The sequence below is a fragment of the Sphingobium chlorophenolicum genome (genome assembly GCF_000722875.1).
Lineage (GTDB): Bacteria > Pseudomonadota > Alphaproteobacteria > Sphingomonadales > Sphingomonadaceae > Sphingobium > Sphingobium chlorophenolicum.
Genome location: NZ_JFHR01000010.1, coordinates 87,596 through 110,888 on the forward strand (window position 1 = coordinate 87,596; position 23,293 = coordinate 110,888).

A 23,293-nucleotide genomic window follows, 5' to 3' on the forward strand; every position below is an offset into this window, starting at 1 on the left:
ACGGTAGAACTAGGCTCCTGCCTTCGCGGGAGCACGTCAGACTTCCAACGGAAGTCGATCCCCAATAGCCTGGGCGGCGTGGACAAATTCAAGACCCACCGGACTGATTTGGGTGGAGAGCGGACCTATCCTATTCCTCCCCATCGAGAGATGGGGAGGGGGACCAGCCGAAGGCTGGTGGAGGGGAAAAGGCATGACCTCCGAAATTTCCCCTCCACCACCGCTTTCAGCGGCGGTCCCCCTCCCCACGCTGCGCGCAGGGAGGAATTGATGTCCGCAACTGGTCATTTCCCGACATTCCGAATTTGTCCACGCGGCCTAGATATTGAGGCCGTTCCGCCCGGCCAGTTCCACGACATATTGCCAGGCGACCCGCCCGGACCGGCTGCCGCGCTGGGTCGCCCATTGGATCGCCTCCAGCGGCTCGAAATGGAGGCCAAGGCTGGCCGCATAGCCGCCGACGATGGCGACATAGGCATCCTGATCGATCGCATGGAAACCCAGGCTCAACCCGAAGCGGTCGGACAGCGCCATCTTGTCGTCCACAACGTCACGCGGATTGACCGGGTCGTCCTGCTCCGACAAATGGCGCGGCACGATATGGCGGCGATTGGACGTCACATAGAGGCGGACATTGGCCGGGCGCGCCGCGGTGCCGCCCTGCAACAGGGAACGGAGCGAGCGGGCATCGCCGACGCCATTTTCATCGAAACCCAGATCGTCGAGGAAGAGGATGAAGGGCCGCCGCGTGTCGCGCAACAGGGCGAAAAGCTGCGGCAGGCTGGCCAGTTCGTCGATCGCGCATTGCAGCAGGGCGATATCCTGCCCCTCGGCCTGGAGCTTACCGACGACGGCAGCGACAACGGCTGACTTGCCGGTGCCACGCGCACCCCAGAGCAGCACGTCATGCGCGGCATGACCGGCGGCGTGACGGCGGCTGTTTTCCAGCAGCGCCTCCTTCTGCGCATCGATGCCGGTCAGCAGGGCATAATCCACCGGCGCGAACGCCTCCACCGGGCGGATCGCCGCGCCGTTCCACACATAGGCGGGCGCGGCGGCCAGATCGGCGGAAGAAGCGGGCGGCGGAGCGATCCGTTCCAGCGCTTCGGCAATGCGGGTCAGCAGGGCGTCGTTCATGGCGTCCCGCTTAATCCTCCACCGCTTCGGGCGCCAGTGTCATTCTTCTGTAGCAATGGCCTTTTACTCCCGGAAATCGGGGCTTATACCGCTGGGGTCGTGACCATCCCAAATCCAGTCTTTTCCACCCGAATAAGCCGTTATGGCAGCGAAGCGCTGCGCGAGGCGGCGCTGCTGATCCGCGCTGGCGAGCCGGTCGCCGTGCCGACGGAGACGGTCTACGGCCTGGCGGCGGACGCCACGGATTCCAACGCCGTGGCGGCGATCTACACCGCCAAGGGGCGGCCTAGCTTCAACCCGCTGATCGTGCATGTCGCGGACCGGGAGATGGCCGGGCGTCTGGCGGACTTTTCCCCTGTGGCCGACCGGCTGGCGGAGCGCTTCTGGCCCGGCGCGCTGACGCTGGTTTTGCCGGTGCGGGCCGATAGCGGATTGTCGCCGCTGGTGATGGCAGGACTGCCGACGGTGGCGCTGCGCCTGCCCGCGCATCCGGCGATGCGGGCGCTGATCCGGGAAAGCGGGCGTCCGCTCGCCGCGCCGTCGGCCAATCGCAGCGGTTCGATCAGCCCAACGCGGGCGGAGCATGTGCTGGCGAGCCTGAACGGCAAGATCCGCATGATCCTGGATGAAGGGCCGACCAGCGAAGGGCTGGAATCGACCATCGCCGCGCCGCAAAGCGACCGCATCCGGCTGCTGCGGCCGGGTCCGGTGACGGCGGCGATGCTGGAGGAGGCGAGCAGGCTGCCGGTGGTGGCGGGCGCGGACAATGGAAAGATCGAGGCGCCGGGGCAGTTGGAAAGCCATTATGCGCCGTCCAAGCCGGTGCGGCTGAACGCGCTGAAGGCCGAAAAGGACGAATATCTGATCGGCTTCGGGCTGATGCCCTGCCATATGAATTTAAGTCCCGATGCCGACTTGCGGGAAGCGGCCGCGCATCTGTTCGCGGCGTTGCACGTGGCGGACGCGAGCGCAGCGGAACGGATCGCCGTGGCGCCGATCCCGAACGAGGGGATTGGCGTGGCGATCAACGACCGGTTGCGGCGGGCGGCGGCTTAGCGCCATTCACTCCGTTCGTTTCGAGCGAAGTCGAGAAACGATAGCGCGCCCTAAGGTTTCTCGACTTCGCTCGAAACGAACGGAAACAGGTACATACTCACCCGCAATTATCGTACCCCGCGTCACGGCATTCGCGGCGGCGGCGTTCTTCCTCCTTCTTCCGCTCGCGGGCTTCGCGCGCTTCCTGCTTGCGCATCTTGCGGCCGTAATTGCGATCGGCCTCTTCCTGGCTGGTGGTGCTCCAGTCGACTACCTGACTGCCTGCGCGCACCGGCGCCGTCACGATATTCGCCGCCGTCCGGGCAATGCAGCCCGGCAGGAACAGCAGCAAAGCCGGTGCGGCCAATAATCCGATCTTGTTCATATCTTTTTCCCGGCTTGTCTCTCCCATCAGCTTAGAGACGCCAACGGCAACGGCAAGGCATGCGCGACGAACCGTTCAGCCTTCGATGCGCTCCGCAAAGCCCTTGCGCAATTTGGCGAGCTTGGGCGGGATCACCGCCATGCAATAGGGGTTCCTGTCCCCTACCCGCTCCCAATATTTCTGGTGATAATCCTCCGCCGGATACCAGGACGCGTCCGGCTCGATGGCGGTGACGATCGGGTTCGCCCAATCCGCCTGGGCGCGGTCGATGCCAGCCCTCGCTTCCTCCGCCTGTTCGGGCGAATGGGGGAAGATGGCCGACCGATATTGGGTGCCGATGTCGTTGCCCTGCCGGTTGAGCGTCGTCGGATCATGGGTCGCGAAGAAAATGTCCAGCAGGTCGCCATAACCGATCACCGCCGGGTCATAGGTGATGCGGATCGCCTCCGCATGGCCGGTCGCGCCGGAACAGACCTGTTCATAGGTCGGGTCGGGCTGCGCTCCGCCGATATAGCCGCTCTCCACGGCCTTAACGCCCTTCAAATTCTGATACACCGCCTCGGTGCACCAGAAGCAGCCACCGGCCAGGGTTGCGATCTCTTCGGCCATATGCGCGTCCTTATCCTGTACTCGCGGCGCAGATAGGAAGGATCAGCCCGCGGTTCCAGTCTGCCGCGCTGCCGCCTCCGCCTTGGCGCGTTCCTCGGCGACCAGTTCCTTGCGGGACAGCTTGCCGACCAGCGTCTTGGGCAGGTTCAGGCGCACTTCCACTTCGCACACCTTCTCATGCTTGCCCAGTTGCGGGTTCAGCCAGTCCTTGAGCGCCGCGCCGTCGATGTCGAAACCCTCTTGCAAGGTGACGAAGGCCTTCGGGCATTCGCCGCGATAATGGTCGGGAATGCCGATCACCAGCGCTTCCTTGACCGCCGGATGGTGGTAGAGGACTTTCTCGACCTCGCTGGGAAAGACCTTGAAGCCGCCGACCGCGATCATGTCCTTCAACCGGTCGACGATCTTCACATAGCCGTCCGCGTCGATCACGCCGACATCGCCGGTGCGCAGCCAGCCGTCCACGAACACTTCCAGGTCGGCGTCGGGCCGCTGCCAATAGCCCTTCATGATCTGCGGCCCGCCAAAGACCAGTTCGCCCGGTTCGCCTTCGGGTGGCGGGCGGGTCGGGTCTTCGCGGTCGACCAGCTTGACCCGCGTGCCGGGAACCGGCTGTCCGACGGTGCCGGGCTTGTTGAGGCCCTCATAGGGATTGGAACAGACGACCGGGCTGCTTTCGGTGAGGCCATAGCCCTCCACCAGCTTGGCACCGGTCATCGCCTCGAACCGCTGCTTCACCTCCAGCGGCAGGGGCGCGCCGCCGGAAATGCACAGGCGCAGGGAGGAAAAGTCGATATTGGGCGTCGCCGGATGATCCAGCAGCGCTTGGTACATGGTCGGCACGCCGGGCAGCGACGTCGCCTTGGTCCGCTGGATCGCGGCCAGCACCTGCGTGCCGTCGAAACGCGGCAGCATCACCATCTCCCCGCCGTTCAGCACCGTGCGGTTCAGGACGCAGGTATTGGCGAAGACATGGAAGAAAGGCAGCACCGCCAATATGCGATCCGGCGCTTCGGGATGGGGATCGATCAGGCGCACCTGACGCGCATTGGCGGTCAGATTCTGGTGGGACAGCATCGCGCCCTTGGGCCGGCCGGTGGTGCCGCCGGTATATTGCAGCAGGGCGATGTCCTGCTCCGGATCGATGGCGACCGGCGCGGGATCATCGCCATGGCGCAGCAGATCGGCATAATGGGTGATGCGCGGATCGTGCGGGACCGTGGCGGTCTCCTTCCGCTTGAACAGGCGGAACAGCACCGATTTGGCGGGCGGCAGCGCCTCCGCGACGCAGCCGACGACCAGCCGTTCCAGACTGCTATTGTCCAGCACCTCCAGCGCCGTGGGCAGCAGCGCACTGGCCGACAGGGTGAAGAGGATCTTCGTGCCGCTATCCTCGACCTGATGTTCCAGTTCAGCGGCGGTGTAGAGGGGGGAGTAGTTGACGACCGTGGCCCCGGCCATCATCGCGCCATAATAGGCCGCGACATAATGGGGCACGTTGGGAAGGTAGAGGCCGACCCGGTCGCCCTTCCGGACGCCCATATCCTGCAAACCCCTGGCGATCCGCCGGATGGTGCGCAACATTTCGCCATAGGTCGTCTTGCGGCCCATGAAATCGATCATCACCGCCTGCGGATTGGCCGCGGCGCTGTTCTCCACCATCTCCACCATCGACAGGCTGGGGAAGGACTGCTCCCACGGGGAGGGGTGATTATAGTGGGTTTTCCAGATGTTTTCGCTGCTCTCCATTTATACAGGTGTAAGTTACGCTTTCCCTTTACGCAAGCGTCAACCACGACAAAAAGGGCCGCGCCTTCATGGGAGGCGCGGCCCTTTTGCAGAAGATTCCGCCGTCATTCCACCATCGGCGGAACGACGTTACGGCATCATACGTGGCCCTTATTGTCGCTGAACGGATCGAGGATCTGCGCAGCGCCCGAAATGAAGTCGGACTCGGTCTTCAACGCCTCTTCGGCGCGGCGGGTGGCGTCCTCGCGCTCGCGGCGCAGTTCGTTGATCAGCGCCTCGCGGTCGCCGTCCAGACGCGAATCGGTGGGGGCTTCGATGCCCGCCTTCTTCGCCGCCTTCGTCACCAGCGCGTCCAGTTCCCGCTGCGAACACAGGCCCAGCGTCACCGGGTCTTTCGGCACGATGTTGGAGATGTTCCAGTGCGTGCGGTCGCGGATCGCGGCGATGGTGGTGCGGGTGGTGCCGATCAGCTTGCCGATGGCCCCGTCCGAAATCTCCGGATGGTTGCGCAAAATCCAGGCGATGCCGTCCGGCTTGTCCTGACGCTTGGACACGGGGGTGTAGCGCGGCCCCTTGGTGCGGCGGACCGGCTCCGGACCCTTCAGCATCTTCAGGCGGTAATCCGGGTTGCTCTCGCCCTTGTGGATTTCCTCCATCGTGATTTCATGGGCGCGCACCGGATCGCGGCCGGTATATTTGGTGCCTGCGGTATCGTCGGCAATCGCCTGGACTTCCAGGATATGCAGCCCGCAAAACTCCGCGATCTGGTCGAAGCTCAGCGCGGTGTTGTCGACCAGCCAACTGGCAGTCGCATGGGGCATGAGAGGCTGGGACACGGGAATTCTCCGGCATAAAAACGATAAGGGCCGCCCAAGCAGGGCGGCCACGCCCGACCTGAGATAGTGCATCCCGTCCCGCCCGGCAAGGAAAAGCGTCAGGCCGCGCTGTCCAGCGCCTGGGGATCGATATTGTGCAGGCCGGTGAGGAATTCCCGCGCGCTGCGTTCCCAACTGAAGCTCCGGCCATAGTCGGCGCATGCCCTGCGGTCGCAGAGGAGCGCGGCGGCGATGGCATCTTCCAGCCGGTCCGACAAGGCGCCGGTTTCCGGAGTGACGATGTCCACCGGCCCCGTGACCGGATAGGCCGCGACGGGCGTGCCGCATGCCAGCGCCTCGATCATTACCAGCCCGAATGTGTCGGTGCGGCTGGGGAAAACGAAAACATCGGCTCCGGCATAGGCCCCCGCCAGATCGGCTCCGAACAGCGGCCCCAGGAAATGCGCCTGCGGCCAGGCCTTTTCCAGCAGGGCGCGGGCAGGGCCATCCCCGACGACCACCTTCGTGCCCGGATGATCGCTGGCGAGGAAAGCTTCCAGATTCTTCTCGACCGCCACGCGGCCGACATAAAGCTGGATCGGGCGCGGCAGGTCGGCGAAGAGGGCGGGCGGCGCGGCTTGCGGCGTGAAGGCGGCCAGGTCCACCCCCCTGCCCCACGGGCGAACCTGCGCCAGCCCATGGGCGCGCAATTGCTGCCTGACCGATCCGGTCGAAACCAGCACGGCTTCGGCCGGTCCATGGAACCAGCGGATATAGCGCCAGAACCAGGCGGCGGGCAGGCCGGTGCGCTGCGCCACATAATCCGGGAAATGGGTGTGATAGGCGGTGGTGAAGCGGATGCCGCTGCGCAGGCACCAGCGCCGCGCCGCAAGGCAGAGCGGCCCTTCGGTCGCCAGATGGATCGCATCGGGACGGAAAGCCGCGATCATCTGCCCCACTACCGTGGAACGAGCGAAGGCCAGCCGGATTTCCGGATAGGTCGGGCAAGGGATGGAACCGAACAGGTCGGGCGAGATCAGCTTCACCTCATGCCCCATCCTCTCCAGTTCCGCCTGCATAGTCTGGAGCGTGCGGACGACGCCGTTCACCTGCGGGCTCCAGGCGTCGGTCACGATGATGATGCGCATGGCGGGCGCTCCCGTCAGGCCGCGATCCGGGCAGGTTCTCCGGCGGTGCGGCTGGCGATCTCGTCCGCCCAGTGCAGCACCTCCATGCGGCCGTCGAAATGCTCGACCAACGCGGTGCACCCTTCCACCCAGTCGCCGTCATTATAATATTGGACACTTGCGATCTCGCGGATTTCGGCATTGTGGATATGACCGCAGACCACACCATCGACGCCCCGCGATCCCGCCTCATGCGCCACCACCTCCTCGAAGCGGGAGATGAACTCGACAGCGTTCTTGACCTTGTGCTTGGCCATCTTGCTGAGCGACCAATAGGGCAGGCCCATGCGCTGACGCACCGCATTCACCACGACATTGACGCGCATCAACATGGTGTAGGCGGCGTCGCCGATGAAGGCGAGCCAGCGGTGTGCCAGCATGATCGTGTCGAACTCGTCGCCGTGCAGCACCAGCAGCTTGCGGCCGTCGGCAGTCTCATGGATCGCCTTGCGCCTTATTTCGACGCCGCCGAAGCTAAGGCCGGTGAACTGGCGGAACATCTCGTCATGATTGCCGGGGATGTAGACGACGCGAGTGCCCCGCTTGGCGCGCTTCATCACGCGCCAGACGACGTCGTTATGCGCGGCGGGCCAGTAGAAGCGGCGCTTCAGACGCCAGCCGTCGATGATGTCGCCCACCAGATAGATGGTGTCGCTGTCGACGCTGTCGAGGAAGTCGATCAGCATCCCCGCATTGCAGCCCCGCGTGCCGAGGTGGATGTCCGAAATCCAGATGGTGCGATAACGGCGACGCTTCCCTTCCCTTTCCGGGATGGCGAAATTGTCGTCGGCGCCATCGTCAAAATCCGCCAGAAAAGGCAGGCGCGTGATGGCGTTCATGATGCGACCCCTGAGCTGTTTCCCTCAGGAGCGATCCTTTAGCGGCGCTATGTTACAACTCCGCAGCGAATATGACGGAAATGCTACGGTTTCGGCCATCAGGCCACCAAATCCTCCCTACGCGAAGCGTGGGGAGGGGGACCGCTCGCGAAGCGAGTGGTGGAGGGGAAATTCGGAGGTCATGCCCCATTCCCCTCCACCACCGCTTTCAGCGGCGGTCCCCCTCCCCATCTCTCGATGGGGAGGAACAGGATGGGTCCGCTATCCCCTCAAACCGTCAGCACGATCTTCCCAAAATGATTGCCCGCATCCATGCGCGCATGGGCCTTCGCGGCGTCCGCCAGCGGGAAGCGGCTATCCACCGCAGGCCGCAGCTTGCCCTGCTCGACAAATGTCCACACCACGCGCATCAGTTCATCCGCCACCAGACTCTTGAACGCCACGGATCGCGGCCGCAGTGTCGATCCGGTCAGCGTCAGCCGCCTGCTCATGATCGCGGGGATGAAGACCTCCGCCTTCGCCCCGCCCATCACCGCGATCGAGACATGGCGGCCATCCTCCGCCAGGCACTGGATGTTGCGCGGAACATAATCGCCGCCAACCATGTCCAGCACCGCCTGCACCCCCTGCCCGCCGGTGATGCGCTTCACCTCCTCGACGAAATCCTGGCTGCGGTAATTGATCGCGTGATCCGCGCCCCATGCCTTCGCCTGCCCGCACTTCTCGTCGCTACCGCAGGTCACGATGACGGTAATGTCGAACAGCTTGCAGAGCGAGATCGCCATGGTGCCGATGCCGCTGGTGCCGCCATGGACCAGCACGGTGTCGCCCTCCACCACATAGGCGCGCTCGAACAGGTTGCTCCACACGGTAAACAAAGTCTCCGGCAGGGCCGCCGCCTCGACCAGATCATAATCGTCCGGCACTGGCAGGCACTGCCCAGCGGGCGCGACGACATATTCGGCATAACCCCCGCCCGACACCAGCGCGCAGACCCGCTGCCCCACAAGCAGTTCGGCGCTGCCGTCCGCGGCGACGATCACGCCCGAAACCTCCAGCCCCGGAATGTCGGAAGCGCCCGGCGGCGGCGGATAATTCCCCCGCCGCTGCATCACGTCTGGCCGATTCACCCCTGCGGCCGCCACCTTGATCAACACTTCATCGGGGCCTGGCGCGGGCACGGGCCGCCGTTCCGGCGCCAGCGCCTCCGGACCGCCCGGCACCTTTATGCCGATGGCCATCATCTCGCCCGGAATTGCGCTCTCGTCCGCCATCGTCCATCCCGCCAGAAAATCTTCGCCGCGCCAACGGGCGGGAATGAAGGCCTTATTGACAGACTGGCTCCTACGGTCAACATTGCAAGTCATGGACATGGATGACGATCTGCCCAGAAAGGCCGATGATCCGCTGGCCCAACTGCTCCGACAGGATCTGGGTCCGCTGTCCCTTGCCGATCTCGAAGCGCGCATCGAAGCGCTGGAGGGCGAAATCGCCCGAATCCGATCCAAGATTGAAAGCGCCGTTAACCACAAGGCAAGCGCCGAGGCGTTATTCAAGCGATGAACCCGCGCCCCGCCCCACGCGACTCCGTCGGGAGTTTCACCGGGCATGGGCAGTCTGGCAATTCCGGCGGTCAGGATGCCCATCTTGATCCGGCGTCGAGCAATGCCGACATATGGTTCAAGTACAGCCCCTCTTGGGGGTCAGGAGTATAAAGAACATGCCATCTTTCGCACCCGCCCTTGAAACCACCCTGCACAATGCGCTGACCCATGCGTCGGAACGTCGTCACGAATATGCGACGCTGGAGCATCTGCTGCTCGCGCTGATCGACGATGAACATGCGTCGAAGGTGATGCAGGCCTGCGGCGTGGAACTGGGCGAGTTGAACGATGCGGTGACGCAATATCTCGATTCCGAACTCGACAGCCTGAAGGTGGAGGGCGCCAGCGACCCATCCCCCACCAGCGGCTTCCAGCGCGTGGTCCAGCGGGCCATATTGCATGTCCAATCCTCCGGAAAAGACGAAGTGACGGGAGCCAATGTGCTCGTCGCGCTTTTCTCCGAGAGGGAGAGTTACGCCGTCTATTTCCTCCAGCAGCAGGATATGAGCCGCCTGGACGCCGTCAGCTATATCAGCCACGGCGTCGGCAAGGGCACGGCCGTCCCTGAGCAGCAGCGCGAAACGAAGGGCGCCGCCGAAGAGGAAAAGAAGACGCAGGACAGCAAGGGCAAGAAGGACAGTGCCTTGGAGCAGTTCACGGTCAACCTCAATGAGAAGGCGGCGCGGGGCAAGGTTGACCCGCTGATTGGCCGCGCTTCGGAAGTGGACCGGACGATCCAGATCCTCTGCCGCCGGTCGAAGAACAACCCGCTCTATGTGGGCGATCCGGGCGTGGGCAAGACCGCGATAGCGGAGGGTCTGGCGCGCAAGATCGTGGAAGGCGAAGTGCCCGACGTGCTCAAGGAAGCGGTGATCTACTCGCTCGACATGGGCGCGCTGCTGGCGGGCACCCGCTATCGCGGCGATTTCGAGGAGCGGCTGAAGGCGGTCGTCACCGAACTGGAAAAGATGCCGCACGCGGTCCTCTTCATCGACGAAATCCACACCGTCATCGGCGCGGGCGCGACCAGCGGCGGCGCGATGGATGCGTCGAACCTGCTCAAGCCTGCCCTGTCCGGCGGCACGATCCGCTGCATCGGCTCCACCACCTACAAGGAATTCCGCAACCATTTCGAAAAGGACCGCGCCCTGCTGCGCCGGTTCCAGAAGATCGACGTCAACGAACCCACGGTCGAGGACACGATCAAGATTCTCGCCGGTCTGCGCAGCGCCTTCGAGGAGCATCACAACGTCAAATACACCCCCGACGCGATCAAGGCGGCGGTGGAATTGTCGGCGCGCTACATCAACGACCGCAAGCTGCCGGACAAGGCGATCGACGTGATCGACGAAGTCGGCGCGATGCAGATGCTGGTCGTGCCGTCCAAGCGCAAGAAGACGATCACCCCCAGGGAGATCGAGCAGGTCATCGCGACCATGGCCCGCATCCCCCCCAAGACCGTCTCGGCGGACGACAAGTCGGTGCTCGAAACGCTCGACACGGATTTGAAGCGCGTCGTCTTCGGCCAGAACCGGGCCATCGAAGTGCTGTCCTCCGCGATCAAATTGTCGCGGGCGGGCCTGCGCGATCCGGACAAGCCGATCGGCAACTATCTCTTCTCCGGCCCCACCGGCGTCGGCAAGACGGAGGTTGCGCGGCAACTCGCGACGCTGCTCGGCATCCCGCTCCAGCGGTTCGACATGTCGGAATATATGGAACGCCATTCGGTCAGCCGCCTGATCGGCGCCCCTCCGGGCTATGTCGGCTATGACCAGGGCGGCCTGCTGACCGATGCGGTCGATCAGAACCCCCATTGCGTGCTGCTGCTGGACGAGATCGAGAAAGCGCATCCCGACCTGTTCAACATCCTGCTCCAGGTGATGGACAATGGCCGTCTGACCGATCACCACGGCAAGACGGTGGATTTCCGCAACACCATCCTCATCATGACCACCAACGCCGGTGCGTCGGACATGGCGAAGGAAAGCATCGGCTTCGGCGAATTCACCCGCGAGGATGTTCAGGAAGACGCGGTGAAGAAGCTCTTCACCCCGGAATTCCGCAACCGCCTGGATGCGGTGGTGCCCTTCGGCTATCTGCCGCCGGAAATCGTGGCGCGGGTCATCGACAAGTTCGTGCTCCAGCTCGAACTGCAACTGGCCGACCGCGACGTCCACATCACCCTGGACGACGAGGCGAAGGCATGGCTCACCAAGCGCGGCTATGACAAGCTGTACGGCGCCCGCCCCATGGGCCGCCTGATGCAGGAAAAGATCAAGCAGCCGCTGGCCGAGGAACTGCTGTTCGGCAAGCTGGTCCATGGCGGCGAAGTCCATGTCCGGCTGAAGGACGATGCCCTCGCCTTCGAAATCACCCCCGCCGCCCCGAAGAAGGGCAAGAAAGGCGGCAAGGCCAAGCCCGCTGAACCGGCGAAATAACCTCGCCGATCATGCGGTGACGAAACGATGAAGGGCGGTCCCATAGGCCGCCCTTCATCGTTTCGGCCTCCTCCGGAAAATCCGTTGCGGACACCGGCCCATCAGGCGCAAAAGGACATCGGGCCAACAGCAGGAGAGCCGCGATGTCACATGCCATCACCCTCTACACCAACCCCATGTCACGCGGACAGATCGCCCGCTGGATGCTGGAGGAAGTCGGCCAACCCTATGAGATGGTCGTGCTGGACTATGGCGAAGGCGGCATGAAGTCCGCCGACTATCTGGCGATCAACCCCATGGGAAAGGTTCCCGCCATCGTCCATGACGGCAGGACGATCACCGAATGCGCGGCAATCTGCGCCTATCTGGCGGACGCCTTCCCCGCCGCGAACCTCGCCCCGCCGACGGACCGACGCGCCGACTATTATCGCTGGCTCTTCTTCGCCGCCGGCCCGGTGGAAGCGGCCGTCACCAACAAGGCGCTCGGCTTCATCGTCCCTGAAAATCGCGAGCGAACGGCAGGCTACGGCACGTTCGACCATATGGTCGACACGCTGGAAAGCGCCGTCTCCGGCCCCGCCTGGATTTGCGGCGACCAGTTCACCGCCGCCGACGTCTACGTCGGCGCACAGATCGACTGGGGCCTCAGCTTCGGCACCATACCCAGCCGCCCCACCTTCGAAGCCTATGCCGCCCGCCTACGCGAACGCCCCGCCTACCAGCGGCAAAAGCAGATCGACAACGCCCTCATCGCCCAAATGCAAAAACCCTGAAAATCCTCCCCATCGAAAGATGGGGAGGGGGACCAGCCGAAGGCTGGTGGAGGGGAATTGCGCAGGTGGCGCCTCTTTTTTCCGCCGTCAGTCCAGTATGCCCCACATGCTGTCCTCCAATGCAAAAAGGCCCGGCGGATCGCTCCGCCGGGCCTTTATCTTGAGCAAACCAGTCTCAGTCCCGCTGACTGCCCATGAAGCGCAGCAGGAACAGGAACATGTTGATGAAGTCGAGATAGAGGTTCAACGCTCCCATCACCACCGACTTGCCCATCATGTCGGTCCCCGCGACATAGGCATAGATGCTCTTGATCTTCTGCGTATCATAGGCGGTCAGACCCGCGAACAGCAGCACGCCGATGAAGCTGATCACCAGGTTCATCGCACTCGACCGGAAGAAGAGGTTGATGAGGCTGGCTACCAGCAACCCGACCACGCCCATGATCAGGAAGGTGCCGAAAGCCGAAAGATCGCGCTTCGTCGTGTAACCCCACAGGCTCAACCCCGCGAAAGCCGCCGCCGTCGCGAAGAAGGTCTGCGCGACCGAGGTGCCGGTATAAACGAGCAGCACGGACGACAGGGACAGGCCCATCACCGCGGCATAAGCCCAGAACATAGCCTGCATCGCAAAGGTCGACAGCCGGTTGATGCCGAAGCTCATGGTCATCACGAACAGCAAGGGCGCGAACATGATGACATATTTCAATATGCCCGGCCCGGCCAATATCTGATAGGCAAGGCCGCTCGACGCGAACAGCATCGCGACCAGACCGGTCAGCAACACGCCGCTCGCCATATAATTATATACCGACAGCATATAGCTGCGCAGGCCAGCGTCATACGCCTCCCCGCGCGCGACGGTCGTGCCGCCAAAACCCGCAATGTCGGAACGCGGATCGGACCAATTGGCCATGAGAAAATCTCCTTCACCGGCGGGATAGCGGCCGGTTTCCCCTATTATCGGCCCATTCCCCCACATATTCAAGCGTGGAGCGCAACCTGACTTATCGCGGCGGAACGACTATAGCCGGATCATGCATCGCCTTTTCGTCGCCATCCGTCCCCCGTCCGGCATCCGCGCCGGATTGCTCAGCCTGATGCACGGCATCGTCGGCGCACGCTGGCAGGATGACGATCAACTGCATCTCACCCTGCGCTTCGTCGGCGAAGTCGACCGCCCTCAAGCCGACGATCTGGCCGACGCGCTGGGCCATATCCGCTTTTTCCCGTTCGAAATCGCCCTTTCCGGCGTCGGCTGCTTCGACCGCAAGGGCCAGGTGCACACGCTCTGGGCGGGCGTGCAGCCCCGCGACCCCCTCGCCCAACTGCATCAAAAGGTCGACCGCGCCTGCGTCCGGACCGGCCTTCCCCCGGACAACCGCAACTATTTCCCCCACATCACCCTGGCCCGCTTCGGCCGGACAGCCGGTACAATGGAGCCGTTCATGGCCCTCCACGCCGCCCTCGCGAGCGCACCCTTCACGGTCGACGAATTCGCCCTGTATGAAAGCCAGCTAGGCCAGACGGGTTCGACCTACCATATGATCGAACGCTACCGCGCCGATCTGCCATCACCCACCAACAGATCGAGCTCCACCCCGACAAGGTGAATCAGGACCACCCCTCTCCCCGTTCGGGCCGAGCCTGTCGAAGCCCTTCACTTCTTGAAGAGAAGAAACGAGACCCAAGCGGCTCTCCGAACACTATCCCGCCGACAAAACCCCACAGGCCACGCGCCCACCGGCATTGCCCGCCGGATCGGTCTTATTGTCGTCGGCCTGCGCATGGATCACGACCGCCGCGCCATCGCTATCCAACAAAGGCGTCGCCCCCGCGCTGACGGTCCCGCCCGGAATGACATATTCCATCTCGCCGACGCCATCCGCGCCCGCGATCATGTTGGGCATGTCGCCCATATGCATGCCGTCCGGATTGTCCCTCCCATGCTTGTGCCCGGTCGGGTTCCAATGGCCGCCCGCGCTGGCAAAGTCCGGCGGCGTGCAGCTTCCGACAGTATGGACATGCACAGCATGCATGCCCGGCGTCAGCCCCTGGGCGCGCACCAGCACATGCAGCCCATCCGTTGCCTGCGTCACCGTCGCCTCGCCCCGCGCAGAACCGTCCCCCGCCAGCAGCCTGGCATGGGCCACAGGCGCAGTTGCGTTCGCCACGGGCGCATCGGCGGACGAACCGGTCGCGCAGCCCGACGCCATGACGGCCATGGGCAGCGCCATGATGATGGCGGCAATTTTCATGATGAACAAACTCCCGAAAGGACGCTGCCAAAGGATGCGCCAGACGAACGCGGCATGACGGCTTTTGTTGCCTAAGCGATCCGAATTGTCATCCGATTTCGGCCCCGCGCAACCACGCCCGGCAATCCACCCCGAAACATCGCGCCGAACCCGCAAAGCACATGGAAAAAGGGGCCGGTCTTTCGACCAGCCCCTCGATCCTCTTCCATCCCGAAGGACGGAATATCTTACTGACCCGAACCCGGACCGTAGGTGATTTCCACGCGACGGTTCTGCAGTTCGCGAACGCCGTCGGCGGTTTCGACGCGGGGGTTCGCTTCACCGAACGCCTGGGTCGTGATCACGCCGTCGGGGATGCCCTTCGAAGCGACATAGGCCTTAACGGCGTCGGCGCGACGCTGCGACAGACCGACGTTGTACGAGGCCGAACCCGAACGGTCCGCATAGCCCGCCAGCATGACCTGGGCGCTGCCGCAGTTGCTGTAGGCCGAAACCGCGTTGTCCAAAATGGTGGCGGCGTCAGGCGTGATGTCCGACTTGTCCCATTCGAAGAACACGATGTACGGCCCAGGGCTGCACTCGGCCACCGCCACCTCCGCCGCCGGTGGAGGAAGCCGCGGCCCCCGTGGTCGAGCCGGTGGAGCAGGAAGAAGCGGAGCCTGCGGTCTCGCAGGCGGACACGCCGGTCGCGGTCAGGCCCGATTACCGGTTCGACGATATTTACGGCCGCGCGGAAGCGGAGGCGCGGGAAGACCGGGCCGAAGCCGAGGTCGCGCCCGCCAGGCCGCGCCGCAACCGATTGAAGATATGGACCTATGCCGCGCTGGCCTTCTGCCTTGCGGTGGGGGCGGCTGGCGGAGCGCTCTGGTATTTCGGCACGCCAAGCTGGGCGATCAATCTGGGGCTGGTGCCCGAAGAGGGCGATCCCGACCTGCTCTTCTATCTCTCCAAGCCTGCGGAGCGCCGCAAGCTGCCGACCGGGGAGGAATATTTCGCCTTCGGTGCGCGGATCGTGAACAGCGGCAAGCAGACGCTTCCCGTGCCGCCCGTGCTGGTGCAGTTGCGCGACCGGCAGAACCGGCTGGTGTTCAGTTGGACCACCAAGGCCGACCGGACCAGCCTGAAACCGGGCGAGGAAGCGTCGATCAACGAAAGCCGGATCGACATTCCGAAAAATGCCGAGAATCTGTCGCTGACCTTCGTGCAGTGATTGGCGGAAAGCCGAGCATTTAAGCGCAACCTGCTCCTGCGAAGGCGGGAGCCTGGGCCGCGTGGACAATTCGGATGGCCATGAGCTGACATCAATTCCTCCCTACGCGAAGCGTGGGGAGGGTCGAAGAGAGGCACGTGACTCTCTTCGACGCCGCCGAAGGCGGTGGTGGAGGGGAAATACGCAGGTCGTGCCACCTTCCCCTCCACCAGCCTTCGGCCGGTCCCCCTCCCCATCTCTCGATGGGGAGGAATAGGATAGGGTCCGCTTTCCACCCAAATCACTCAGTCCTGCGAGTCTCGAATTTGTCCAAGCGGCCTAGGCTCCTGCCTTTGCAGGAGCACGATGGATTATTTGGCTCACGGATAGCTCACCGTCTTCGGCCGCCCCTGCGGGATCGGGATGAATTCCTGATCGTCGCCGGGGATCAGCGGAAAGCGCATGGCTTCCCAATCCTCGCGGGCCTGCATCAGCCGGTCGGTCGAGGATGACACGAAATTCCACCAGACATGGCGCGGCGTTTTGAACGCTTCCCCGCCGCAAAGCATCACGCGCCCGCCATCCACGCTCATCAACGTCGCCCGGATGCCGGGACGCAGCACATAGAGCGTCTGCGGCTGGAGCATCACCCCATCCAGCGCCGCGTCACCGCGGGAGACATAGATCGCCCGCTCCTCCGCATCCGCGTCGATAGGGACGGAGCCGCCGGGGGAAAGCTGTATGTCGGCATAGATGGTGTTCGCATAGGTGGTGACGGGCGAGGTCTGGCCCCAAAGGCTGCCCATGATCACGCGGGCCCTTGCGTGGCCGCCGTCGACGATGGGCAGGCCGCCCTCGCCGACATGTTCGAAGGCCGGGTCCATCTCCTCATAACGGTCGGGCAATGCCAGCCAGGTCTGGATGGCGGAAAGTTTCGACAGTTTCGCCCGGTCTTCGTCCGGCGACCGCTCGCTATGGACGATGCCCTTGCCCGCCGTCATCAGGTTGACCGCGCCCGGCTCGATCAACTGTTCCGTGCCCAGCGAGTCGCGGTGAAGGAAGCTGCCCTCATACATATAGGTGACGGTGGCCAGATTGATGTGCGGGTGCGGACGCACGTCGACGCCCTGTCCCGGCGCGATCCGGGCGGGACCGGCCTGATCGAAGAAGATGAACGGGCCGACCATGGTGCGTTCCCTGGCCGGCAGGGAGCGATGGACCCGGAAATCGCCCAGATTATGGCTGGTCGGCGTGATGGTCTGGATGATCGGGTCGGGCGTGGTCATGCTGACTCCAGTCGGGATAGTAGCGCTATGGCGTCATGCTTCGCCGGGGGCGCGGGCCTTTATCGCCAGGGCGTGGACCTTGTCGCGCAGCAGGTCGGCCAGCGCGGCGTTGACCAGTCGCTGGCGGGCAACCCGGTTCTGGCCGGTGAAGCGTTCGGAAACGATGTCCACCGTGAAGTGGCTTTCGCCCGATCCGTCATGCCCCGCATGGCCGCGATGCTTCTCGCTGTCGTCGATCACGGCGAGCCGTTCGGGGGTCAGGGCGGCACGCAGCCGGGCTTCGATTTCGGTGGCGACGGGGCCTTTAACAATCTCGGTCATGACGCCTATATAGGCCTTTTGCCCGCACTTGCATCAGGACAATCTTGGCCAGCGATCCCTTCTCGACACGCCGTTTCAACCGTTTCCACGGCCGCGTGGAAAGCGACCGGCCCTGCGCGGTTCCCGGCTGCGAGGAGCCGGGCGAATTCCGCGCCCCGCCGCTGGAAGGAAGCACGGCGAACCGGGAGGGACCGAATTGGCGCTGGCTGTGCCTGGACCATGTGCGGGAGTTCAACCAGGGCTATAATTTCTTCACCGGCATGAGCCCGGAGGAGATCGCCGCCGCCCAGCGCCCCTATGCGGGGTGGGAGCGGGAGACGCGGGCCTTTTCCTCCAATGCCGCCAGCCCGCCGCCCAAATGGTCGGATTTTCAGGATCCGCTGGACGCCATCGGCGCCAAGTTCAAGGAACGGGTGGCGAAGGCGCGGGCGGACAGCCAGATGCGGCAGGACGGGAAATATCTGTCGCGGGACGACCGCCGGGCGCTGGACGTGATGGGATTGCCGATCGACGCGGACCGCAAGGCGCTGCGGCAGCGCTATACCGAACTGCTCCGGCGCTTCCATCCCGATCATAATGGCGGCGATCGGGGCCATGAGGCGTCGTTGCAGGGGGTGATCGAGGCCTATCAGCTTCTGCGGAAGGCGGAGGCCTTCGCCTGAGGCAGCAGGCCAGTTTGGCCGAATGGGCCGCTTGATCCCCGCACGTTAAGGCCCCACTCTATCGACATGCCTGTCCCCGATGGCTAGGGCAGTGCCGACCAGACCGTTCAAAGAGACCAGCAGATGACCGACATCCCGAACGTCCAGCCCGATACCCGCGCCGAAACGCTGCTGGCCTCGCCCGACCGCGAAGTCGACGCGCGCGAAGTGTTCGGCATCGATGTCGACATGAAAATCCCCGCCTTTTCGGAGGCGGACGAGCGGGTGCCCGATCTCGACCCCGCCTATGTGTTCGATCCGGACACCACCCTCGCGATCCTGGCAGGCTTCGCCTATAATCGCCGCGTGATGGTGCAGGGCTATCACGGCACCGGCAAGTCGAGCCATATCGAACAGGTCGCCGCCCGCCTGCGCTGGCCGTGCATCCGCATCAATCTGGACGCGCATATCAGCCGCATCGATCTGGTCGGCCGCGACGCCATCGTCCTGAAGGAAGGCCAGCAGGTCACGGAATTCCGCGAAGGTCTGCTCCCCTGGGCGTTGCAACGGCCGGTCGCGCTGGTGTTCGACGAATATGACGCCGGTCGCCCCGACGTGATGTTCGTGATCCAGCGCGTGCTGGAAACCGACGGCAAGATGACTTTGCTCGACCAGAACCGGGTCATCCGCCCGAACCCCTGGTTTCGTCTGTTTGCGACGGCCAACACCGTGGGCCTGGGCGACACGACCGGCCTCTATCACGGCACGCAGCAGATCAACCAAGGCCAGATGGACCGCTGGAACCTGGTGGTCGCGCTCAACTATCTGCCCGCCGCGACCGAGGCGCAGGTGGTGCTCGCCAAGTCCGGAGAATATGATCATGAGGGCGGCCGCAAGGAAGTCGAGAATATGATCAAGGTGGCGGAACTGACCCGTCAGGGCTTCGTCAACGGCGACATCTCGACCGTCATGTCGCCGCGCACCGTGATAAGCTGGGCGCAGAATGCGCTGATCTTCAAGAATATCGGCTTCGCCTTCCGCCTCAGCTTCCTCAACAAATGCGACGAGGCGGAACGGCCGCTGGTGGCCGAATATTATCAGCGCGTCTTCGGCAAGGATCTGCCCGAAAGCGTGGCGCACCGGGCGGCGTAATATGGTTCAAGGCCTTTCACGGGCGCATCTTAAAGCGCTTAGCCTTTCCAAATTGGACGACGCCGCTCTTCTCTTCCAATGTGAAAGATGGGCGAGCGCCTATTATCTAGCGGGCTATGCCGTGGAGCTGGGGCTGAAGGCGTGTGCGGCGACCCAATTTTCGGCGGAAACGATCCCCGACAAGAAACTTGTAAATTCGTTACATACGCACAGTCTCGATTCATTGGTTGGTCTTGCTGGCCTGAGAGCCGACCTCCGTGCCAAGCAGGATGAAGACAGCGAGTTTTCGGCAAATTGGGGTATAACATTGGAATGGGTTCCAGAGTCCCGTTACGAATCTACTGACAAAAGTTCTGCCCATTATTTGATTAATGCCATTCAAAATGAACAGCATGGAGTCCTGCCATGGATACAAACACATTGGTGAAAGAAGGACAGTGCCTTGTTCGTTATCTTGACGAAGGCAAGGTGAAGCCACGTGGGGCCGTATGGGTGTATAGTTCGGACACCGAAACATGGCGCTTGTGGATTGTGCCTTCGGCTCAAATTACAGACAAAAGCGAATTCTATCGCTTGGTTTCCGAAACTATCTCAAAGCATCGAGTGGAGATGCCTACTCTGGATATAGGGTCGGTTGAATTGAAGTCGGCCGACCATCCGGTTGTTCAGGGTTTGGGTAAATTTCTGCATATGGAAGGGCTTGGGGCGGCAACGTTCAGCAACAATCGTTTCAACGGCTTCTTCCTTCCGGATGGTGTCGTCCTTAGGATGGCCGTGTAGTCTATGATCGTGGTCGAACGGATCGATCCGGAGGGCAGGACCGCCCATCGGATCAGCATCAGAGGGCATGAACTGATCGCGGACATGTCGGCGCCGGACGGCGATGACGCCGGGCCGGACCCGCATGACCTCTACGATTCGGCTCTGGGCGCGTGCAAGGCGATGACCATGCTCTGGTATGCGCAGCGCAACGGCATCCCGGTGGAGGGCATCCATGTCGGCGTGGTCCGCGACGCCAGCCAGGAACGCAAGGGCATCTACAGGCTGACGACGCGCATCGCGCTGTCCGGCCCTTTGAGCGCGGACCAGCATGACAAGCTGATCGCCGTCGCCGCCAAATGCCCGGTGCACAAGCTGATGAGCGAAGTCGAAACGCAGATCGAAACCATCGCCGTGCCCTATGTGGGTGAGGGCGAGCGGCCGTGAGCGGGACTGTCGCCCTGACGCCGGAGGAAGGCCGCCTGCCGTTGGAGAGCGCGTTCAACCTGCGCGACTTCGGCGGTTATGCGACCGCCGACGGGCGCTGCGTGAAGCGCGGCATGCTCTACCGGTCGGGGACGATGGCGTTGCTGACGGACGGGGATGCGGACCATCTCCGCTCGCTCGGCATCAAGGCGATCTGCGATTTCCGCCGGGGCAACGAACGGACTGCCGAACCCACGTCATGGCATGGGGCGGATGTCGATTATTTCTGCCGCGACTATACGGAAAGCAGCGGCCTGCTGGGCGAGATGCTGCAGCGCGACGGCGCCACGGCCGAAGACATGCGCCAGACGATGATCGCCCTTTATCGCGTCATTCCGGTCGATCATGCCGAATCCTACCGCGCCATGTTCGAACGGATCGCGGATGGGCGGGTGCCATTGCTGATCAACTGTTCGGCGGGCAAGGACCGCACCGGCGTGGGTGCGGCGTTGATCCTGGCCGCTTTGGGCGTGCCGCGCCCGACCATCGTTCAGGATTATCTGGCGACCAACGCCCATGCCGATTGGGACTGGCTGTTGGCGCAGCGCGACACGCTGGTGGCGCGGATGCGGCTGGCGAAGACCGAGATGCTCGAACCGCTGCTGAGCGCGGAGGCCGTCTATCTGGACACGTTCTTCGCGGCGCTGGATGAAAGCCATGGCGGCGTGGACGGCTATTTGAACGACATGCTGGGCGTGGACGCCGCGACGCGGGATGCGATGCGCGGGATGCTGCTGGACTGATGGCCGACCGTTCCCCCCTCGACGCCTTCAAGGATGTGCTGTCAGGCGCGGCGCGCTCCATCGCCCGCGATGCGGAGGTGGAGGTGGGCTTCACCGCCGACACGCCGCATATGGCTGGCAAGGCGATCAAGGTGCCGACGCCCGGCCGCAACCTGCCCGCCGATCAGGTGGCGCTGGCGCGGGGCTATGCCGACGCCAATGCGCTGCGGCTGCGGCACCATAATGCGAAGGTCCACAACGCCGCCGCACCCGGCGACGCGACGGCGCGGGCGGTTTACGACGCCGTCGAGCAGGCGCGGGTAGAGGCGATCGGTTCGCGGGCGATGGAGGGGGTGCGCGCCAACCTCAACCATGCGCTCGACCTCAAGCTGAAATCCGATCCGATCCGCCGGGCGCGTTCCGCCGATGAAGTGCCCCTGTCGACCGCGCTGGCGCTCAAGGTGCGGGAACGGCTGACCGGACAGGCCGCGCCCAAGGATGTGCGGGCGGGCCTCGCCATGGTCGACCAGTGGATCGAGGACAAGGCGGGCGCCGATCTCGACGCTCTGGCCATGGCGATAGACGACCAGCGCGCTTTCCAGAAGCTGACATCGGCCATGCTGGAGCATCTCCAGTTGATCGACGCCGACGTGCCGCCCGAAACCGACGATTCCGAACCGCAGGAAGAGGGCGAGGAGGAAGAGCAGCAACAGGAGGACGGCGACAGCGGCGAGGATCAGGCGGGCGACAGCGACGCCTTTGCAGAGACCCGCGCCGAGGATCAGGGCGGCGACACCGAGGACGGCGAAACCGAATATAGCGACGAATTCGACGCCGACAGCGAAGAAGGCGCGGAGGATATGGGCGAGGACGGCATGATGCCCGTCCGCCCGAACCGGCCGATGGGCGATCTGCCGCCGGGCTTCGATTACAAGCCCTATACGATGCTGCATGACGAGGTCGTGACGGCCGAAGACCTGTGCGACGAGGATGAATTGCTGCGGCTGCGCGGCTTCCTCGACCAGCAACTCGTCAGCCTGCAGGGCGCGGTGACGAAACTCGCCAACCGGCTCCAGCGGCGGCTGATGGCGCAGCAGTCGCGGTCCTGGGATTTCGACCAGGAGGAAGGGCTGCTCGACGCGGCGCGGCTGGCGCGGATCGTGATCGATCCCACCCGCTCGCTCAGCTACAAGATCGAGCGGGACACCGAATTCCGCGACACCGTCGTCACGCTGCTGATCGACAATAGCGGATCGATGCGCGGGCGGCCCATCTCCATCGCGGCGATCAGCGCCGACATCATGGCGCGCACGCTGGAACGCTGCGGCGTCAAGACCGAGATATTGGGCTTCACCACCCGCGCCTGGAAGGGCGGGCAGAGCCGCGAGGATTGGCTGGCCGCCGGGCGTCCGCCGATGCCGGGGCGTCTGAACGACCTGCGCCACATCGTCTACAAGAAGGCCGACGAACCCTGGCGCCGGGCGCGCAAGAATCTGGGCCTGATGATGCGCGAGGGGCTGCTCAAGGAGAATATCGACGGCGAGGCGCTGCTGTGGGCGCATAGCCGCCTGCTCGCGCGCAATGAGGAGCGCCGCATCCTGATGGTGATATCCGACGGCGCGCCGGTCGATGACTCCACCCTGTCGGTGAACAGCGGCACCTATCTGGAGCGCCATTTGCGGCAGGTGATCGAGTGGATCGAGAATCGCTCGCCCGTGCAGCTCGTCGCCATCGGCATCGGCCATGATGTCACCCGCTATTATCGCCGCGCCGTGACCATCATGGATGCCGAACAGCTCGGCGGCACCATGGTGGAGCAACTCGCCGGCCTGTTCGACGAAGATTAGAAGCCCTGCTCGTTCGGGCTTCGACGATGTCGAGACCCGGACCTTCCCTTGAAAAGAAGACCGG

Annotated in this window: 24 protein-coding genes and 2 pseudogenes; 13 read left to right on the forward strand and 13 right to left on the reverse strand. The window is 63.9% G+C overall.

Features of this window, described 5'->3' with window-relative positions; genetic code table 11:
• Positions 1–318: 318 nt before the first annotated feature.
• Positions 319–1,137 carry an ATP-binding protein gene (locus tag BV95_RS06290; RefSeq protein WP_037448837.1) on the reverse strand — a complete coding sequence of 273 codons (819 nt, stop codon included), beginning with the start codon at positions 1,135–1,137 and terminating at the stop codon, positions 319–321.
• Between the two features lie 99 nt (positions 1,138–1,236).
• On the opposite strand from BV95_RS06290, the gene BV95_RS06295 reads away from it, so the two are divergent.
• Positions 1,237–2,193: an L-threonylcarbamoyladenylate synthase gene (locus BV95_RS06295; RefSeq protein WP_037448839.1), complete on the forward strand. Its 957-nt coding sequence runs from the start codon at positions 1,237–1,239 to the stop codon at positions 2,191–2,193.
• A gap of 97 nt (positions 2,194–2,290) precedes the next feature.
• Here BV95_RS06295 and BV95_RS06300 read toward each other — a convergent pair whose 3' ends face one another.
• The 7 genes from BV95_RS06300 to BV95_RS06330 form a co-directional block, all read right to left on the reverse strand.
• Positions 2,291–2,557 (reverse strand): hypothetical protein, encoded by a 267-nt coding sequence (locus BV95_RS06300; protein WP_037448844.1) that lies wholly within the window; start codon positions 2,555–2,557, stop codon positions 2,291–2,293.
• Between the two features lie 75 nt (positions 2,558–2,632).
• Complete coding sequence (gene msrA / locus BV95_RS06305) at positions 2,633–3,166, reverse strand: peptide-methionine (S)-S-oxide reductase MsrA (RefSeq protein WP_037448849.1); 534 nt, start codon at positions 3,164–3,166, stop codon at positions 2,633–2,635.
• Between the two features lie 42 nt (positions 3,167–3,208).
• On the reverse strand, positions 3,209–4,915 hold the full coding sequence (locus BV95_RS06310; protein ID WP_037448850.1) for a long-chain-fatty-acid--CoA ligase: 1,707 nt from the start codon (positions 4,913–4,915) through the stop codon (positions 3,209–3,211).
• Positions 4,916–5,052: 137 nt separating this feature from the next.
• Positions 5,053–5,736 carry a DUF1013 domain-containing protein gene (locus BV95_RS06315; RefSeq protein ID WP_037448851.1) on the reverse strand — a complete coding sequence of 228 codons (684 nt, stop codon included), beginning with the start codon at positions 5,734–5,736 and terminating at the stop codon, positions 5,053–5,055.
• A gap of 113 nt (positions 5,737–5,849) precedes the next feature.
• On the reverse strand, positions 5,850–6,878 hold the full coding sequence (locus tag BV95_RS06320) for a glycosyltransferase family 4 protein (RefSeq protein ID WP_037448853.1): 1,029 nt from the start codon (positions 6,876–6,878) through the stop codon (positions 5,850–5,852).
• Between the two features lie 14 nt (positions 6,879–6,892).
• Positions 6,893–7,756 (reverse strand): UDP-2,3-diacylglucosamine diphosphatase, encoded by an 864-nt coding sequence (locus BV95_RS06325; RefSeq protein WP_037448855.1) that lies wholly within the window; start codon positions 7,754–7,756, stop codon positions 6,893–6,895.
• 269 nt (positions 7,757–8,025) lie between these two features.
• Complete coding sequence (locus BV95_RS06330) at positions 8,026–9,030, reverse strand: NAD(P)H-quinone oxidoreductase (protein WP_037448857.1); 1,005 nt, start codon at positions 9,028–9,030, stop codon at positions 8,026–8,028.
• 91 nt (positions 9,031–9,121) lie between these two features.
• On the opposite strand from BV95_RS06330, the gene BV95_RS06335 reads away from it, so the two are divergent.
• The 3 genes from BV95_RS06335 (at position 9,122) to BV95_RS06345 (ending at position 12,571) form a co-directional block, all read left to right on the forward strand.
• Complete coding sequence (locus tag BV95_RS06335) at positions 9,122–9,319, forward strand: DUF1192 domain-containing protein (protein WP_013846196.1); 198 nt, start codon at positions 9,122–9,124, stop codon at positions 9,317–9,319.
• A 157-nt stretch (positions 9,320–9,476) separates the two neighbouring features.
• Positions 9,477–11,798 (forward strand): ATP-dependent Clp protease ATP-binding subunit ClpA, encoded by a 2,322-nt coding sequence (gene clpA / locus BV95_RS06340; RefSeq protein ID WP_037448859.1) that lies wholly within the window; start codon positions 9,477–9,479, stop codon positions 11,796–11,798.
• Positions 11,799–11,941: 143 nt separating this feature from the next.
• Positions 11,942–12,571: a glutathione S-transferase family protein gene (locus tag BV95_RS06345; protein ID WP_037448860.1), complete on the forward strand. Its 630-nt coding sequence runs from the start codon at positions 11,942–11,944 to the stop codon at positions 12,569–12,571.
• 175 nt (positions 12,572–12,746) lie between these two features.
• Here the strand turns inward: BV95_RS06345 and BV95_RS06350 are convergent, their stop codons facing one another.
• Positions 12,747–13,484, reverse strand: a complete 738-nt coding sequence (locus tag BV95_RS06350) for a Bax inhibitor-1/YccA family protein (protein ID WP_037448861.1) — start codon at positions 13,482–13,484, stop codon at positions 12,747–12,749.
• Positions 13,485–13,605: 121 nt separating this feature from the next.
• On the opposite strand from BV95_RS06350, the gene thpR reads away from it, so the two are divergent.
• Positions 13,606–14,181: an RNA 2',3'-cyclic phosphodiesterase gene (gene thpR, locus BV95_RS06355; protein ID WP_037448862.1), complete on the forward strand. Its 576-nt coding sequence runs from the start codon at positions 13,606–13,608 to the stop codon at positions 14,179–14,181.
• Positions 14,182–14,274: 93 nt separating this feature from the next.
• Here the strand turns inward: thpR and BV95_RS06360 are convergent, their stop codons facing one another.
• Positions 14,275–14,826, reverse strand: a complete 552-nt coding sequence (locus tag BV95_RS06360) for a superoxide dismutase family protein (RefSeq protein ID WP_037448864.1) — start codon at positions 14,824–14,826, stop codon at positions 14,275–14,277.
• A gap of 227 nt (positions 14,827–15,053) precedes the next feature.
• Positions 15,054–15,500, reverse strand: a pseudogene (locus BV95_RS06365) (OmpA family protein); the annotation flags it as partial.
• Here BV95_RS06365 and BV95_RS06370 point away from each other — a divergent pair.
• A pseudogene (locus BV95_RS06370) lies at positions 15,410–16,036 on the forward strand (thioredoxin); the annotation flags it as partial. The pseudogenes BV95_RS06365 and BV95_RS06370 overlap by 91 nt on opposite strands.
• 359 nt (positions 16,037–16,395) lie before the next feature.
• Here the strand turns inward: BV95_RS06370 and BV95_RS06375 are convergent.
• Together BV95_RS06375 and BV95_RS06380 are read right to left on the reverse strand one after the other, a co-directional pair.
• The gene (locus BV95_RS06375) at positions 16,396–17,301 is read right to left on the reverse strand and encodes a pirin family protein (RefSeq protein ID WP_037448866.1); all 906 of its coding nucleotides are present in this window, start codon (positions 17,299–17,301) and stop codon (positions 16,396–16,398) included.
• Positions 17,302–17,334: 33 nt separating this feature from the next.
• Complete coding sequence (locus tag BV95_RS06380; RefSeq protein WP_013848261.1) at positions 17,335–17,622, reverse strand: BolA family protein; 288 nt, start codon at positions 17,620–17,622, stop codon at positions 17,335–17,337.
• A 44-nt stretch (positions 17,623–17,666) separates the two neighbouring features.
• On the opposite strand from BV95_RS06380, the gene BV95_RS06385 reads away from it, so the two are divergent.
• From BV95_RS06385 to cobT, 7 genes are all read left to right on the forward strand, one after another.
• Entirely contained in the window at positions 17,667–18,284 is a 618-nt protein-coding gene (locus BV95_RS06385; protein WP_037448868.1) for a J domain-containing protein, read from the forward strand.
• A 123-nt stretch (positions 18,285–18,407) separates the two neighbouring features.
• The gene (cobS, locus tag BV95_RS06390; RefSeq protein ID WP_037448870.1) at positions 18,408–19,415 is read left to right on the forward strand and encodes a cobaltochelatase subunit CobS; all 1,008 of its coding nucleotides are present in this window, start codon (positions 18,408–18,410) and stop codon (positions 19,413–19,415) included.
• Position 19,416: 1 nt separating this feature from the next.
• A complete protein-coding gene (locus tag BV95_RS23450) occupies positions 19,417–19,842 on the forward strand; it encodes a HEPN domain-containing protein (protein ID WP_156028587.1) in 426 nt (141 codons plus the stop codon).
• Positions 19,821–20,195 carry a hypothetical protein gene (locus BV95_RS06395; RefSeq protein ID WP_037448872.1) on the forward strand — a complete coding sequence of 125 codons (375 nt, stop codon included), beginning with the start codon at positions 19,821–19,823 and terminating at the stop codon, positions 20,193–20,195. The genes BV95_RS23450 and BV95_RS06395 overlap by 22 nt, the downstream gene beginning before the upstream one ends.
• 3 nt (positions 20,196–20,198) lie before the next feature.
• Positions 20,199–20,621: an OsmC family protein gene (locus BV95_RS06400; protein ID WP_037448874.1), complete on the forward strand. Its 423-nt coding sequence runs from the start codon at positions 20,199–20,201 to the stop codon at positions 20,619–20,621.
• Positions 20,618–21,403 (forward strand): tyrosine-protein phosphatase, encoded by a 786-nt coding sequence (locus BV95_RS06405; protein WP_037448876.1) that lies wholly within the window; start codon positions 20,618–20,620, stop codon positions 21,401–21,403. Before BV95_RS06400 ends, BV95_RS06405 begins: the two co-directional genes overlap by 4 nt.
• Positions 21,403–23,229: a cobaltochelatase subunit CobT gene (cobT, locus tag BV95_RS06410; RefSeq protein WP_037448878.1), complete on the forward strand. Its 1,827-nt coding sequence runs from the start codon at positions 21,403–21,405 to the stop codon at positions 23,227–23,229. The genes BV95_RS06405 and cobT overlap by 1 nt, the downstream gene beginning before the upstream one ends.
• Positions 23,230–23,293: the final 64 nt, after the last annotated feature.

Bases quoted from the DNA above. Each gene is read 5' to 3' on its own strand.
- BV95_RS06380 (WP_013848261.1), bottom strand. From the start codon at position 17,622: ATGACCGAGATTGTTAAAGGCCCCGTCGCCACCGAAATCGAAGCCCGG.
- cobS (WP_037448870.1), top strand. From the start codon at position 18,408: ATGACCGACATCCCGAACGTCCAGCCCGATACCCGCGCCGAAACGCTG.
- BV95_RS06400 (WP_037448874.1), top strand. From the start codon at position 20,199: ATGATCGTGGTCGAACGGATCGATCCGGAGGGCAGGACCGCCCATCGG.
- BV95_RS06325 (WP_037448855.1), bottom strand. From the start codon at position 7,756: ATGAACGCCATCACGCGCCTGCCTTTTCTGGCGGATTTTGACGATGGC.
- BV95_RS06320 (WP_037448853.1), bottom strand. From the start codon at position 6,878: ATGCGCATCATCATCGTGACCGACGCCTGGAGCCCGCAGGTGAACGGC.
- BV95_RS06345 (WP_037448860.1), top strand. From the start codon at position 11,942: ATGTCACATGCCATCACCCTCTACACCAACCCCATGTCACGCGGACAG.
- msrA (WP_037448849.1), bottom strand. From the start codon at position 3,166: ATGGCCGAAGAGATCGCAACCCTGGCCGGTGGCTGCTTCTGGTGCACC.
- thpR (WP_037448862.1), top strand. From the start codon at position 13,606: ATGCATCGCCTTTTCGTCGCCATCCGTCCCCCGTCCGGCATCCGCGCC.
- BV95_RS06360 (WP_037448864.1), bottom strand. From the start codon at position 14,826: ATGAAAATTGCCGCCATCATCATGGCGCTGCCCATGGCCGTCATGGCG.
- BV95_RS06375 (WP_037448866.1), bottom strand. From the start codon at position 17,301: ATGACCACGCCCGACCCGATCATCCAGACCATCACGCCGACCAGCCAT.
- BV95_RS06310 (WP_037448850.1), bottom strand. From the start codon at position 4,915: ATGGAGAGCAGCGAAAACATCTGGAAAACCCACTATAATCACCCCTCC.
- BV95_RS06330 (WP_037448857.1), bottom strand. From the start codon at position 9,030: ATGGCGGACGAGAGCGCAATTCCGGGCGAGATGATGGCCATCGGCATA.
- BV95_RS23450 (WP_156028587.1), top strand. From the start codon at position 19,417: ATGGTTCAAGGCCTTTCACGGGCGCATCTTAAAGCGCTTAGCCTTTCC.
- BV95_RS06290 (WP_037448837.1), bottom strand. From the start codon at position 1,137: ATGAACGACGCCCTGCTGACCCGCATTGCCGAAGCGCTGGAACGGATC.
- cobT (WP_037448878.1), top strand. From the start codon at position 21,403: ATGGCCGACCGTTCCCCCCTCGACGCCTTCAAGGATGTGCTGTCAGGC.
- BV95_RS06315 (WP_037448851.1), bottom strand. From the start codon at position 5,736: ATGCCCCATGCGACTGCCAGTTGGCTGGTCGACAACACCGCGCTGAGC.
- BV95_RS06300 (WP_037448844.1), bottom strand. From the start codon at position 2,557: ATGAACAAGATCGGATTATTGGCCGCACCGGCTTTGCTGCTGTTCCTG.
- clpA (WP_037448859.1), top strand. From the start codon at position 9,477: ATGCCATCTTTCGCACCCGCCCTTGAAACCACCCTGCACAATGCGCTG.
- BV95_RS06395 (WP_037448872.1), top strand. From the start codon at position 19,821: ATGGATACAAACACATTGGTGAAAGAAGGACAGTGCCTTGTTCGTTAT.
- BV95_RS06350 (WP_037448861.1), bottom strand. From the start codon at position 13,484: ATGGCCAATTGGTCCGATCCGCGTTCCGACATTGCGGGTTTTGGCGGC.
- BV95_RS06335 (WP_013846196.1), top strand. From the start codon at position 9,122: ATGGACATGGATGACGATCTGCCCAGAAAGGCCGATGATCCGCTGGCC.